Source organism: Vitiosangium sp. GDMCC 1.1324 (assembly GCF_003044305.1).
Taxonomy (GTDB): Bacteria; Myxococcota; Myxococcia; order Myxococcales; family Myxococcaceae; genus Archangium.
Genome location: NZ_PZOX01000011.1, coordinates 181,871 through 195,037, shown reverse-complemented (window position 1 = coordinate 195,037; position 13,167 = coordinate 181,871). Strand labels below are relative to the sequence as shown.

Here is a 13,167-nt window from a genome sequence, read left to right as displayed (position 1 = left end):
CGTGCCGTCATGACCCCTCCTCGCCCTGCCCCCCTCCGCTTCGCCGACCGCGCACGAAAGTGGCTGCCGCTGCTCGCGCTGACATTGCTGTTCCAGGCATCGCTCCACTTCAATGCCTTCCGCATCCTCGGCAAGGGCCACACCGAGGCCTACGACGCCTACTCGTTCGATCTGATGCGCAAGACGATCGAGGAGCAGGCGAGCAGGCCCCTGCTCTACCCGCTCGTCTTCGGGCCGGGGACCCCGTACTTCTCCCAGCTCGGGCTGCACGGCCGCTCGCTGTACTGGCTCTACCGGGCGCTCGGCTCGCCCGCTCCGGAGACGTTCTACGCATCGGTGAACTTCGTCCTCGCGCTGCTGATGGCGCTCCTGCTCTCGGCGTTCTTCTTGGAGGCCCGCAAGCGTTTCGGGACCTGGCCGGTGGCGATCGCGGCGGGGCTCACCGCGCTCTCCCCGTACCTGGTGGCGCTGGCGTCCGAGACGTACTGGGTGATGTTCCTGTCGTTCACCCCCTTCGTCGCGGCGTTCTGCCTCTACCCGCGGGTCCAGCGCGGCGAGCTGGCCCGCTGGAAGTTCCTCGCCGTCCTCGGGCTCTCCGTGCTGGTGAAGTCGCTGTGCGGGTACGAGTTCACCTCGACGGTGCTGCTCGCGCCCTGCGTGGCGATCCTCTTCCACGAGACCACCGAGACCCTGCAGCCGCGGCGCCTGGTGAAGCTGCTCGTCCTGCCGTCGGTGGCGATGATCGCCGGCTTCGCCACCGCGATGGTGCTCCACCTGACGCAGATCTACGTGCTGCACGGGGAGGAGGGGCTGCAGGGCCTGCGTAGCTCCGCGGAGCTGCGCACCGGAGGCTCGGGCTACAACAACCTGACGATGCAGGTCGTCGCGCCCGAGGTCCTCTCCCAGATGAGGCTCCAGCGCGAGCTGCTGGCGAACCAGACCGGAGTGGAGCTCCCGGATCGCCTGTTCACCAAGGCCACGGAGGGATATCGCCGCGTCGTCTTCTTCCGGCTGCTGAGCCACCTCTGGCTGCCCGCCTTCGCGCTCCCGGGCGTGAGACTGGGCATGCCCACCGACGCTCCGCGAGCCAGCATCGCGATGGGCACCGTCATGGCCGCGCTCCTCGCCGCGGCGGCCTTCACCCGGCGGCGGCGCAACCCGGGTGAGCAGGTGCTCTTTCACGTGTCCGCGCTCTCGCTGCTCGCATTCCTGGCGCCATTCAGTTGGCTGATCCTGGCGAAGGGCCACATGGTCTTCCATCCGTTCATCAACGGTATCCTGTTCCATGTGCCCGCCCTGTTGCTCGGCAACCTCGCCCTGGGGCTCCTCCTGGCCAGGGCGATGCCGGCCGTGTTCTCGGCGTACGCCGTGGCCGCACGCGTCGTCGGCGGGCGGTGGCAGGCTCCGGAGGGCACCGTTGAGGCGAACAGGCGGGGGCTGGCGCGGGGGCACCTACTCCTCGCCGCGACCGTCCTCGGCCTCGCCTGGGCCGTGTACCCGCCCACCTCGCGGCTGATAACCCCCTCGAGCCTCACCGACGAGAACTGGGAGAACGGCATCCACCGGCTCCAGGCGGGCTTCTTCGTCGAGGATCAGTCGCGCCTGGCTTCCATCCGCACCGGTGCCACGCTCACGTTCGCTGGCTCGGGGATGCGCAAATTGAGCAAGCTCGATGGAAGAGACGTCTGGGTCGAAGGACCCGTGCTCGACCCCGCGACCGACGGCGCTCCGAACTTCGTCCGCGTCGAGTTCGGTTGGAGCCAGAACCGGCAGAACCGGTGGGTCGGAGCCATCGCGCTCGGCTCTATCGGTATCGGGCTCCTCCTGTTGGGCCTCTTCCGGACAGTCCTGCGTGCCGGCCGCCGCCCCACCCCCGCGACCGAGGGGAGTGCACCAGCCAACGGAAGCTAGGTGGTGTGGTGTGAGCGGCCATGCGCTCCGCACCGCCGCCCATCGACGTCCTCGGCCTCATCGGCAACACCCCCGTGGTGAAGGTGACCCGGCTCGAGCCGCTCTGACCCGGGAGAATCCCCAAGGACAGCTTCGTCCGGCGCAGGAGCTGAATTCTGGGATGGATGGGAAGACGAGCCCTCCTTCTGGGTGAACCGCGGTCTTGGCTGGACCTTCCAGTCCAGGGCCTCCATTCCTCAGAAAGTAAGGCATCCCTTGTTCAGCTCGAGTGTTCCCCGATTGAAGCACGGTCTTCGTTTCCTACTCCTCGTGGGAGCAGCGGCCGTGTCGGCCTGCGCCCCTCCCTCTATGGCTCCCAGCACGGACGACGCGCCCCCTGACACCGGAGCCAATGTCTCCGATGGCACCACGTGTGGGGATGGTCGAACCTGCTCCGCGGGCGAGGGCGTCGGTGGCGTCGCCATCACCCATGGTTCGCAGCTCACCGTCTCGGACGTGGGACCGGCGGGAATTGGCATCTCCTCCTTCACGAACGTCTCCGGAGGAACCTTCACGGGGACAGCGCTGGGCGGCTGGGGCGCTCTCGCGCGCACCGTCGGCACCGGGGGCGAGACAATCGACGGCTTCTTCTTCCCGCAGGGCACCGTCGTCCTCCAGGGCGCGAACATCACGTCGCTCGTCACCGTCAACTCCGGATGGCTGGTGCTACGCGGCTGCAAGGGCAGCATCCTCCTCAACCATCCGGCGGGAAATGGAGGCGGCGGCGCGGCACTGTACAGCCAGCTCGGCGCATTCAACACGGTGGGGGCGAAAGACGGCAGGCAGCCAGCAAAGGCGATTTGCCATCGCTGCTACTTCCCGAACAGCGGGTTGGAAAATGTCTATTCAAACAATGTCACCATCACCGAATCGTGGATTGCCGTGGATCCCGGTGGTGCCGGCGATCACGTGGATGGCATTCAGACATGGGGTGGGCAGTCGTACTTGAATTTCTCTCGCAATCGCCTGCAGTGGAACGGTTCCTGGAACAGCACGCAGTCCGGGCTGATCGCGATGTATTCCGACGGTTCGCAGGGCGGGTTCGCCGGCTACGACCAGGTCACCGTGCAGGACAACTACATCGTGATCGGGCGGGGCAGTGGAATCGGCCTGCACGCGCCGATGGGGGTGCCGGTCACGAACATGATCGTGACCGGAAACCGTTGGGCGTGGAGCCCTGATTTCGACGACCCGGACTACACTCCAGCCGTCTATAGAAGCTCCGGGGCGGCGAACTACAAGACCGGTGGGAACGCCTGGTCGAACAATCGCTGGGCGGACGGTCCCTACGCGAACCAGTTCCTGCGGCCCGACAACAGCACCCGCGCGACTGATTACTGAGGTCTACCCGCCCCGCGCCTGCTCTTCTATGTAGGGTAGGCGCTCTGCGGACGCCCTACCGGGCCGTGTACCCGCCGTCGATGACGAGCGACGTGCCGGTGATGTACGTGGACCAGTCGGACAGCAGGAACAGCACCGGCCTGGCCACCTCCTCCGAGCGGGCCGCGCGCTGCATCGGCACGCCGTCGACGAAGCCCTGGCGAATCGGCCCGCCGTGCTCGATGTGGCTCCAGATCTCCGTCTCGATCGGGCCGGGCAACACCGCGTTCACGCGGATGCCCTCGGTCGCGTAGTCGAGGGCCGCGGCCTTGGTCATACCCAGCAGCCCGTGCTTGGCCGACGAGTAGGCCCCGAAGCCAGGCCCCGCGACGAGCCCGAGGACGGAGGCACAGTTGACGATGGAGCCGCCACCGGTCTTCTTCATCGCCTGGATTTCGTGGCGCATGCAGAGGAAGACGGAGTCCAGGTTGATCGCCATGAGTTGGCGGTACTCGGCCGCCGGGAGCTCGGCGAGCTTCCCGAGCGGGCCGGGGATGCCAGCGTTGTTGAAGGCGCCATCCAGCCTGCCGTACTCGCGGACGGTGCGCGCGATGAGCGCCTCGATATCGGCCTCCTGCGAGACGTCCGTGCGGACGAAGAGCGCCTGACCTCCGTTGGCGCGGATGAGACCTACCACCTCCTCGCCCTTGTCGGCGCGGCGGCCGGCGACCACCACCCGAGCCCCCTGCCGGGCCGCCTCCACGGCGGTGGCGGCTCCAATACCAGACGTGGCGCCAGTGACGATGATGACTTTGTCCTTGAGCAGCATGTATTCCCTCTTCCCTGCCGCGAGAGGTCGCCTCGGAGATGGGCTCCACGTCCGCGCATGGGAGGCGGGATACTCCGACGGATGGCGTGTTCAGTCCAGCCTGATGGTGCGGCTGACCCGGCCATCGCTCGCGCGGGTTCTGAGGAGCACCTGGCCCGACACTGGAGTGGGGGTCCAGCGTACACGGTCCACGTCCTTCCCGCGTCGGTCGAGTACTCGAGGAGGCGATGGTGCTCTCCAGACAGCTCGATGCTATCTGCCAGCGGGCGGACCGTCGCACCGCCCATCGAGGCTCACCCGATCCAGGATCCAGCGGGTGTCCTGCTTGCCCAACCCCCCGAAGCAGGCATACACCTCGCCGGAGAGCTTCTCCGTTTTGAGATGTGCTCTGCGAAGCATGGCCTTCAGTCCAGACTGCTCGACGGTCGCGGACTCGCAGCGGAACTCGCTGGTGATGTCATAGCCGTAGGTTTGGCGAAATTCGCGAGCAGCTCCAGCTCGAGATGGGCACACGCCAGCTCGCGCGAGAGGCTCACCTGATTCTTGCCGAACACCTGGGAACGCAGCTTCTCCATGCGCTCGTACTTCTGCTGCTCCCTGGCCTGCGCGGTGTTGGCGGCTGTCGAGGCGGAGAGGAGCAACAGGAAGAGGCACGCGGGTATCGCCAGGAGGCCCAGGCAGCCTGGTGCCTCGACGCCGCTCATTGCGGAGACTTCGTGCCGCCCTCGCGGAGCTGGCTGGAGACCACCGCATCGCCGAACCGCTCCACGTTCACCAGCCACGCCGCCGCGTTCTTCACGTACCGGCCCGTGCCCGCCGTGTCCCACTTGAGGAAGAGCCGGGTGAAACCGCCATCGAGAATGGCTCGCTTGCCATTGCGATCATAGATCGCCGTCACCAGGTTGCCCGCCGAGCCGTAGATGAGCGGCGTGAGCGACTGGTTTGGCTGGATGGTGGCGATGGTGATGCCCTCGTAGATGTACTCCAGCCCGGTCGTCAGCAGGTGGCGAGGCAGCAGCCCCTTCTGACCCGGCGCCTTCTGGAGTCCCACCACCTTATCTCCCAGGACGTTGCCGCTCATCCCGACATCCAACAGCTTCCTGGCCACCGCGTTCGCATCCGCGTAGTAGGGCTCGTTGTCACCCCAAATGTAGACGCCCTTGCCGCTGTCGAAGAAGCGCTTGATGACCTCCAGGTGTTTCTCGGTCAGGAGCCGCCGAGCGTCCGAGATGATCCAGAGCTGGCAGGCCTGCTTCAGCTTCTCTTCCAGGACCTCCGGGCTCGGCGGCTGGTTCATCCAGCGGTAGACGGAGAATCCCTTCTCCGCCAGCGCCTTCTTGGGCAGCGCGAAGTCGAAGCCCTCGCCCGTATAGAGGTGGAGGACGGCCACCGTCTGCCCGTCGAAGGCCCCATCCACCGCCAGGTCGTGCTGGTTGCCGGCGGCGTTGCCGAAACTGTCCGCCGCGGCCTTGACCTCCACCTCGCGGACCTGGCGCTGGCCCTTCTCGTCGACGTATTCCTGCTTCATCACCGCGGAGGGCGCGTTCTGCCCCGCCGAGCGCGTGTACTGCGCCATGGCCGCACTGCCCGCGAAGAACACCGCGAGCGCCGCGGCGAGCTGGATCCTGCTCCGCACCATGTGGGTCTCTCCTGTCCGTGAGTCCGGGCTTGAACGTGCAGGCGGCGGGATCGATCTATGCGTGCATGAAAAAGCCGGCCCGGGCGGTTCCACCTCTCCCCCGGCCCGAGAGCCCAAGGCCTTCGCCCAGGCGGTGCTCGACGTGACCCAACTGACCTGGATCGGAAAAGAACGGCGGCCCACCACCCTTTCTTGACTATCTGTTCCAAAACCCTTATCCAACGACCATGGCCAGACCCAAGGCGTTCGACACGGATGAGGCGCTGGACGCCGCGATCGGCGTGTTCCGCGAGCATGGCTTCGAGGGGACCTCGGCCGACATGCTGGTCAAGGCCATGGGGATCGGCCGCCAGAGCCTCTACGACACCTTCAGCGACAAATGGGGCCTCTATTGCGCCGCCGTACGGCGCTATTCATCCCTGGAAGGCGGCGCCCACGTCGCGGCCCTGCGCAGTCGGCCGCGGGCCATCGAAGGCCTTCGGGCCATGGTGGAGCGCCTGGTCGAGGACGCCGGGCAGGCCTGTCTGGGGATCGGGTCCATCTGCGAGTTCGGCCGCGCGCGGGCCGATCTGGCGAAGATCCACGACGCCGCCGAGCGGGCGCTGCACCGCGCGATCGTCGAACGCGTGCGCGCGGCCCAGGCTGACGGCGACGTCGGCGTCGATCTGAACCCCGAAGAGGCGGCGGGTTTCCTCATCTCGAGCTTCGCCGCCATCCGCATCGCCGCCCGGGGAGGCGCCGACACCGGCCAACTCCGCGGCCTGGGCCGTCTCGCGCTGCGCGCCCTGCGGTGAGCTTCTCTTTTTTGCGCGTTTCTGGAATGATCATTCAACATGAGGAGAGAACGATGAAAGCTGTCGTGATGACCCGCCAGGGCGGGCCCGAGGTCATGGCGTTTGTAGAGCGTCCCGAGCCGGTCGCTGGGCCGGGCGAGGCGCTCGTCGAGATCGCCGCGGCGGGCGTGAACTTCATGGACACGGGCGTGCGGCGGGGGCTCGCCTGGAGCGACAAGCCAGACCCGAAGGTCCTGGGCGTCGAGGGCGCCGGGCGGGTCCTGTCGGTCGGCGCCGGCGTCGATCCGACGTGGGTGGGACGCCGGGTCGCCTGGGTCTACGCGCCCGGCAGCTACGCCAAACGGGTCGCCATCCCGGCCGACGCGCTCGTGCCACTGCCCGACGCCATCGACGATCGCACGGCGGCGGCGGTGATGATGCAGGGTCTGACCGCGAGCCACTTCGCCACCGACTTCCACCCCGTGCAGCCCGGCGAGGTCGCGCTCGTCCATGCCGCCGCTGGCGGCCTTGGCCTGCTCCTCACCCAGATCATCAAGCTGAGGGGTGGCAAGGTCATCGGCCGCGTGTCGCACGAGGACAAGGTCGCCGTCGCGCGCGAGGCGGGCGCCGACCATGTGATCGTCGACGACGAGGGCCGGTTCGCCGACGAGGCGGTCCGTCTCTCCGGCGGCGACGGCGTGCACGTGGTCTACGATGGCTCGGGTCCGAAGACCTTCCAGGCCTCCCTGGCCTCCTTGCGCCGCAGCGGGACCTTTTGCTGGTACGGGCCGGTGCTCGGCGGGCCCGGGCCCATCGACTTGATGAGCCTGCCCAAGAGCATCAAGCTCGGCTACGCGGTCTTCTCCGACCATATCGCGACCCGCGAGCTGCTGCGCAGTCGCACCGCGCGCCTGTTCGACTGGATCGCCGCCGGCTCGCTGAAGGTCAGGATCGGGGGCGTCTATCCGCTGGCCGAAGCCGCGCGGGCCCATGCGGACATGGAAAGCCGCCGCACGACCGGCAAGCTCCTGCTCATCCCGTGAAGCGCCAGCGGGCCGGCTAGCGCGCCGGCGTGGGCGTGGATGCCGGTGCCACCGGCAGCAGCAGCGTCGCGCGCAGGCCACCCCCGTCACGGTTGGCGAGCACGAGCTCGCCGCCCAGCGTGGCCACCAACTGCTGGGCGATGGCCAGCCCCAGCCCGGTGCCGCCGGTATCGCGGTTGCGCGAGCTTTCCAGCCGGTAGAACGGTTGCAGCACCGCCTGCATCTCCTGTTCGGGAATGCCCGGGCCACGGTCGCACACGTCCACGGCCATGCGCCCGTCGTCGAGCCGGCGCACGCCGACCTCGGCGCTGCCGCCGTACTTCACCGCGTTGTCGATCAGGTTCTCGACGATGCGCCGCAATGTCGGCGGCCGCGTGCTCAACGAAGCGCGCGCGCATTCGCCCAGCGTGACCGGCTTACCCACGTCCTGGTAGTCGCACACCACGCTGTCGAGCAATGCGTGCAGGTCCAGCCACACCGCCGGGCCGGTGGCCCCGTGGGTGCTGCGCGCGTAGGCGATGCCCTCGCGCACCAGTTGCAGCAACTGCTCCAGGTCGTCGATCAGGCGCTCGCGGTCGGCGCCCTCCTCCATCGCTTCCAGGCGCAACTTCATGCGCGTGATCGGAGTCTGCAGGTCGTGCGAGATCGCGGCGAGGATCTGCAACCGCTCCGCGAGATAGTGGCCGATGCGTGCCTGCATCGCATTGAACGCGGTGGCGGCCTTGACCACTTCCACCGGCCCTTCCCGCGGCAGCGGCGGATGCGCGCGCGCCGGGTCCAGCCGCTCGACCGCGTCGGCGAGCTGCACCAGCGGCCTCGTCGCCAGCCGCACCGCCAGCCACGCGCACAGCAACAGCAGCGCCAGCTGCACCGCCAGCACCACCGGCAGCCAGCGCGCGATCGGCATCACCGAGGGCGTGACCTCGATGGTCAGCGGCTGGCCATCGGCCAGGGTGAGCTGCACCTCGAAGCGCTCCGGCGAGGTGGACACCGTGCGCGCCTGCAAGCGGTAGCGATGGTCCAGGCTGCGGTCGATCAGGGCGGTGACCTCGCGCGCCCGGTCGCTGGTCAGCGGCACTCCGGGCCGCGCCGGGCCGAGCAGGTAGCGGTAGGTGCGCCGCTCCAGGCGTGGCGCCCATCGCGCGCGCTCGGCCGGGTTCAGGCGTTCGAGCAGGGCCACGCTGACGACCACGTCCTGGTCCAGGTTGGTGAGCATCATCGAACGCGTGGCCATGTAGCGCTCGGAGAACAGCAGCGCGAAGGACAGCGCGTGCGCGAGCAGCAATCCGGAGAACAGGATCAGGGCCAGGCGCGCGGCGAGGGTGCGTGGCAGCAGGCGCCGCCAGCCGGTGCTCGGGGTGGCGTTCATGCGTTCTCGCCGAGCAGGACCACGGGCTGGCAGAACACGTAGCCCTCGCTGCGCACGGTCTTGATGTAGGCCTGCTCGCGCGCGTCGTCGCGCAGGCGCTGGCGCAGGCGGCTGACGAGCAGGTCGATGGAGCGGTCGAACAGCTCGGCGTCGCGGCCCTGGGTGAGGTTGAGCAACTGGTCGCGGCTGAGCACGCGCTGCGGGTGGTCGAGGAACACGCGCAGCAGGCGGAACTCCGCGCCGCTGAGCGGATAGGCGGTGCCCTCTTCGTCGAGCAGGTGGCGCGCGGTGGTGTCCAGCCGCCACTGACCGAAGCCGATCAGCCGGCCGGCCTCGGTGACCTGCAGGTTGGGCGGCATCATGCGCGTGCGCCGGATCACCGCGTTGATGCGCGCCAGCAGCTCGCGCGCGGAGAACGGCTTGACCACGTAGTCGTCCGCACCCATCTCCAGGCCGATGATGCGATCGGTTTCATCGTCGCGCGCGGTGAGCATCACCACCGGCACGCTGCGGTGCTTGCCGGCGCGCAGGTTGCGGCACAGCGACAGGCCATCCTCACCGGGCATCATCACGTCGAGCACGATCAGATCGACATCGCTGGTGTCCAGCGCCGCGCGCATCTCGCGGCCGTCAGCGGCGAGCGTGGTGCGCAGGCCGTTGCGCTGCAGGTAATCGCCGACCATGCGGCGGATCTCGCGGTCGTCGTCGACGATGAGGATGTGGTCTGTATGAGCCATGGTGTCGTCCGGGAGAAGGATGGCGGCGGCCGCGCCGCGGCCGCCACCATGTTAGCGCACCGGACTCAGCGCGCGGCCAGCAGGGCCCGGATCTGCGCCTCGGTGCGGTCGTAGGCACCCTCGCCGAAATGGCTGTATACCACCCGGCCCTCTCTGTCGATCAGGTAGAGCGCGGGCCAGTACTGGTTGCCATAGGCGTTCCAGATCCGGTAGCCGTTGTCCTGCACCACCGGATGCTGGATGTCCAGACGCCGCACCGCCTCGCGCACGTTGGCGCCCACGCGTTCGTAGCCGTATTCGGGCGTGTGCACGCCCACCACGACCAGGCCCTGCTCGGCGTAGCGCGCGTGCCATTGCGAGACGTAAGGCGCCACGCGCAGGCAGTTGATGCACGAGTAGGTCCAGAACTCAACCAGCACGACCTTGCCGCGCAGCTGCGACATGCGCAGCGGCGGGCTGTTGATCCACTCACCGCCGCCGCTGAAGTCCGGCGCGGTGGTGAGAGTGGCCAGCCGCGCCTCGTCGGCGCGGGCGGAGGACCAGGCCAGCACGATGGACACGGCGGCGATGGCGGCGATGAGAAAGACACGAAGGAAGGTAGGCATGTTCACAGTCCGGTGGAGATGGAGGGCAGCCATGGCAGCAGTCGCGCGGTGAGCGCGGCATCGAGCTGCCACAACTGGAGCAGGGCCATGGCCACGGCGCAGACGCCGAAGCCGCGCCGCACCCAGGCGGTGTGGCGTTGCAGCGGGCGCAGCCGGGCACTGGCCCAGCGACCGCCGTAGACCAGGGCCAGCAATGGAGTGGCCGCGCCGAGCGCGTACACGCCGAGCAGGGCGCAGGCGCGCGCGGTGGCCTGGGCGCTGGCGGCCAGCGCCAGCACCGAGGCCAGCACCGGCCCGGCGCAAGGCGTCCAGGCGATGCCAAGCGAGACTCCGACCAGCAGCGCGCCGCCCGCGCCAGCCGCCCGCGGTTGCCAGGCGAACAGACGGGAGCCGGCCAGCCAGCGCTGCCACAGCCGTTCGAATGGCGTCGGCCACACGCAGGCGAGCCCGGCCAGCAGCAGCACCACGAGCGCGACCACGCGCACGCCCGCCTCGAACTGGCCGGAGGACGCCGCCAGCGCGCCGATGGCGATGCCGCCGACGGCGAAGGAGGCGACGAAGCCGACGACGATCAGCAGCGGTTCGCGGCGGTCGCCGCCGGCCCCGCGCGCCAGCACGATGGGCAGCATCGGCAGCACGCACGGAGAGAGGATGGTGGCCACGCCAGCCAGCGCGGCCAGGACGAAGGCCCACATGTCAGCCACCCTCCTTGGCCGGCGACGGAGCGGCCGACTCCACCCCGGCGGCCTCGAGGATGACGTCGGCGACCTCACCTGGATGGGACACGTCGGCGAAGGCGCCATGCACCAGGCTCACCGTGGGCGCGGCCGGCTCGGCATGCACCGGACGCGAACCCGCGGCGACCGGAATCAGGGCGGTGGCCATCAGCGCGGCCAGCATCGTCTTGCGAATCATGGAATGCGCTCCTGTGGAAGAGGAGCGCCCATTGCAGGCCAGGACTGTATCGCCGCTGTTTCCGCGCGGCCGGCGTCTTGTCACACAAGGTGTCGGCGCGGCGCGGGGCTACGTTTCGACACACAACGCCCACGCCCGGCCCGCCCGACACGGGCGTGTGCCTGATGAGGGCTGCACCGCCTCTCCTCCGGCCCTGCTCTCAGCCCGGGTGGCACTGCCGCCCTGATGTTGAAAGGCCTGGGCGCCCTCGCGGTCCTGCTCAGGTCTTCCCGTAGCGGCGGAGAGCCTCTTCGAACTCGATGCGGCGCGCGCGCAGCAATCCCCCCTCCAGGGGCTTCGCTCCATCGACGTCCACGTAGTCGAGCTTCCAGGCGAAACCGAGCGCCGGGTCGATCCGGTCGACGATGAGATCGAAGGTATAGGCGGGGCCCTTCGTGGCCACCAGCCAATGCACGTTGTCGCGCTGATCCGAGATGCTCGAGAGATCTCCAGGGCCGGACACGCGGTCGATGCTCGGACGCAGAACCAGGTGCTCGGGCTGGTCCTCGACCCGCTCGAAGTGGCGCAGGTGGAATTCTCCTGCCAGCACCACGTGCATGGACACCATGTTCTGATGCCCATGCGGCACGACGGCCCGGCCTTGCGCCAGCCCGAAGAGCTTCGTGCCAAATACGCGCGGCAGCCCCTCGATTCGAGGCAGCGGCGCGGACATCGCACCGGCCCGGTCATCCGGCAGTTCGAGGCTCGGCTTCAGCCGGTCGACGTCGATGGCCCGGAGCAACTCGGAGAGCGGGACCCGGGCATAGAGCGCCTCGACTTGCTGCTGCCACTCCCTGGGTGCGAGCTTGCGGTCTCGCACCTCCGCACAGAGCTGATGGGTTCGGGAGAGCCAGGCCTGGACCTCGTTGCGCACAGGCCCCGCCAGCGCGTCCTGCCGCAGGAGCGTCCGGACCAGGGCATAACCCGCCATCGCCTGGAGCAGGACCTCACGCCGTGTAGCACCTCGAGACATGCTGTTCTCCTTGAGAAGGGGGCCCGCCCGTGAGTCGAGGGCGGGCGGGACGCTCTTGGCAAGGTGCATGCCAGCTTTGTGGAGGGAGGGCGTCCGAGCCAGAGCTTCTCGCCGCGCTACTTCCGGGCGCTCTCGCGTGGGCGGGCGGCCACAGGTGTGTCTGCCCGCCCACCCGTCCGCGCATTCAACCGACTCTTGCAGATGCCGGTAGTCCTCGCTGGCGTACTGGCTGCCCCTGGCGGACTGGTGCGGCGCAGGGGCCACTCACTCCATGAGCGCCATGTCGGGCGCGGCGAGCACCATGCTCCAACCCACGACACGGCGGCTGAAGAGGCCGAGCACGATGGCCCGGTAGAGACAACCCTCGGCCATCCAGATGTGGGGGCGGGCCGCCAGGCCCTCTACAGAGAAGGTGTCACTACGCCGGCCAGTTGAATGTTCCTATATTTTATATCCACAATGTTTGAACCAGCCAGCGATGTCCTCGAGGGTGGTGAGCTCCATGGCCTCAGCGATGGCATGATCGAGTTCCTGCGGGGTACGCGCGGCCATGCGCCTGAGCAGTTCTTTGAACTTGTTCCAAAACAGTTCAATGGGGTTGAGGTCCGGCGAATACGGAGGAAGAAAGAGAACGTGGGCGCCGGCGGCGCGAATCCGTTCCATGATGTATGCAGGCTTGTGCGCGCCCACATTGTCCATCACGACGATATCGCCCGGGTTGAGCCTGGGCACGAGCATGGACTCGACAAACGCCTCGAAGACATCGGCTGTGGTGGCTCCATCGATGGTCATCAGCGCCCGGATGCCGTCCAGGGCCATGGCGCCCAGCACGGTGGTGACGACACCCCGGATTCTGGGGACATGTTCCACCACTCGCCCCCCCGGAGGGGCTCGTGCATGAGTGCGCGTCATGCTGATGTGGCAGCCGGTTTCGTCGAGGAAGACGAGCCTATGGGGGTCGAGCAGCAGAACCAG

General features: G+C 68.3%; 15 protein-coding genes. 4 read left to right on the top strand and 11 right to left on the bottom strand.

Annotated elements, in window-relative coordinates; translation table 11 throughout:
• The first annotated feature begins 9 nt into the window (after nt 1–9).
• Together DAT35_RS29940 and DAT35_RS29935 are read left to right on the top strand one after the other, a co-directional pair.
• A complete protein-coding gene (locus tag DAT35_RS29940; RefSeq protein WP_146209942.1) occupies nt 10–1,911 on the top strand; it encodes a hypothetical protein in 1,902 nt (633 codons plus the stop codon).
• A gap of 324 nt (nt 1,912–2,235) precedes the next feature.
• On the top strand, nt 2,236–3,291 hold the full coding sequence (locus tag DAT35_RS29935; protein WP_158501944.1) for a hypothetical protein: 1,056 nt from the start codon (nt 2,236–2,238) through the stop codon (nt 3,289–3,291).
• 55 nt (nt 3,292–3,346) lie between these two features.
• On the opposite strand, the gene DAT35_RS29930 is transcribed toward DAT35_RS29935, so the two are convergent.
• The 4 genes from DAT35_RS29930 to DAT35_RS29920 form a co-directional block, all read right to left on the bottom strand.
• On the bottom strand, nt 3,347–4,099 hold the full coding sequence (locus tag DAT35_RS29930; RefSeq protein WP_108071309.1) for an SDR family NAD(P)-dependent oxidoreductase: 753 nt from the start codon (nt 4,097–4,099) through the stop codon (nt 3,347–3,349).
• A 252-nt stretch (nt 4,100–4,351) separates the two neighbouring features.
• Nucleotides 4,352–4,498: a hypothetical protein gene (locus DAT35_RS59190; protein WP_158501943.1), complete on the bottom strand. Its 147-nt coding sequence runs from the start codon at nt 4,496–4,498 to the stop codon at nt 4,352–4,354.
• Nucleotides 4,499–4,503: 5 nt separating this feature from the next.
• Nucleotides 4,504–4,803, bottom strand: a complete 300-nt coding sequence (locus DAT35_RS29925; protein ID WP_108071302.1) for a hypothetical protein — start codon at nt 4,801–4,803, stop codon at nt 4,504–4,506.
• On the bottom strand, nt 4,800–5,738 hold the full coding sequence (locus tag DAT35_RS29920; RefSeq protein WP_108071300.1) for a hypothetical protein: 939 nt from the start codon (nt 5,736–5,738) through the stop codon (nt 4,800–4,802). Before DAT35_RS29920 ends, DAT35_RS29925 begins: the two co-directional genes overlap by 4 nt.
• A gap of 227 nt (nt 5,739–5,965) precedes the next feature.
• On the opposite strand from DAT35_RS29920, the gene DAT35_RS29915 reads away from it, so the two are divergent.
• Complete coding sequence (locus DAT35_RS29915) at nt 5,966–6,532, top strand: TetR/AcrR family transcriptional regulator (protein WP_108071298.1); 567 nt, start codon at nt 5,966–5,968, stop codon at nt 6,530–6,532.
• A 53-nt stretch (nt 6,533–6,585) separates the two neighbouring features.
• Nucleotides 6,586–7,554: a quinone oxidoreductase gene (locus DAT35_RS29910; protein WP_108071296.1), complete on the top strand. Its 969-nt coding sequence runs from the start codon at nt 6,586–6,588 to the stop codon at nt 7,552–7,554.
• A 16-nt stretch (nt 7,555–7,570) separates the two neighbouring features.
• Here the strand turns inward: DAT35_RS29910 and DAT35_RS29905 are convergent, their stop codons facing one another.
• The 7 genes from DAT35_RS29905 to DAT35_RS60070 form a co-directional block, all read right to left on the bottom strand.
• Nucleotides 7,571–8,923, bottom strand: coding sequence for a HAMP domain-containing sensor histidine kinase (locus DAT35_RS29905; protein WP_108071294.1), 1,353 nt, complete (start codon nt 8,921–8,923; stop codon nt 7,571–7,573).
• Entirely contained in the window at nt 8,920–9,660 is a 741-nt protein-coding gene (locus tag DAT35_RS29900; protein ID WP_108071292.1) for a response regulator, read from the bottom strand. Before DAT35_RS29900 ends, DAT35_RS29905 begins: the two co-directional genes overlap by 4 nt.
• Nucleotides 9,661–9,725: 65 nt before the next feature.
• Complete coding sequence (locus DAT35_RS29895) at nt 9,726–10,265, bottom strand: thioredoxin family protein (RefSeq protein WP_108071291.1); 540 nt, start codon at nt 10,263–10,265, stop codon at nt 9,726–9,728.
• A gap of 2 nt (nt 10,266–10,267) precedes the next feature.
• Nucleotides 10,268–10,960, bottom strand: coding sequence for a cytochrome c biogenesis CcdA family protein (locus tag DAT35_RS29890; protein WP_158501942.1), 693 nt, complete (start codon nt 10,958–10,960; stop codon nt 10,268–10,270).
• Nucleotide 10,961: 1 nt separating this feature from the next.
• Nucleotides 10,962–11,180: a hypothetical protein gene (locus DAT35_RS60075; protein ID WP_199243037.1), complete on the bottom strand. Its 219-nt coding sequence runs from the start codon at nt 11,178–11,180 to the stop codon at nt 10,962–10,964.
• 259 nt (nt 11,181–11,439) lie between these two features.
• Nucleotides 11,440–12,192: a hypothetical protein gene (locus DAT35_RS29885; RefSeq protein WP_146209941.1), complete on the bottom strand. Its 753-nt coding sequence runs from the start codon at nt 12,190–12,192 to the stop codon at nt 11,440–11,442.
• Between the two features lie 441 nt (nt 12,193–12,633).
• Entirely contained in the window at nt 12,634–13,158 is a 525-nt protein-coding gene (locus DAT35_RS60070) for an IS630 family transposase (RefSeq protein ID WP_255415220.1), read from the bottom strand.
• Nucleotides 13,159–13,167 lie beyond the last annotated feature (9 nt).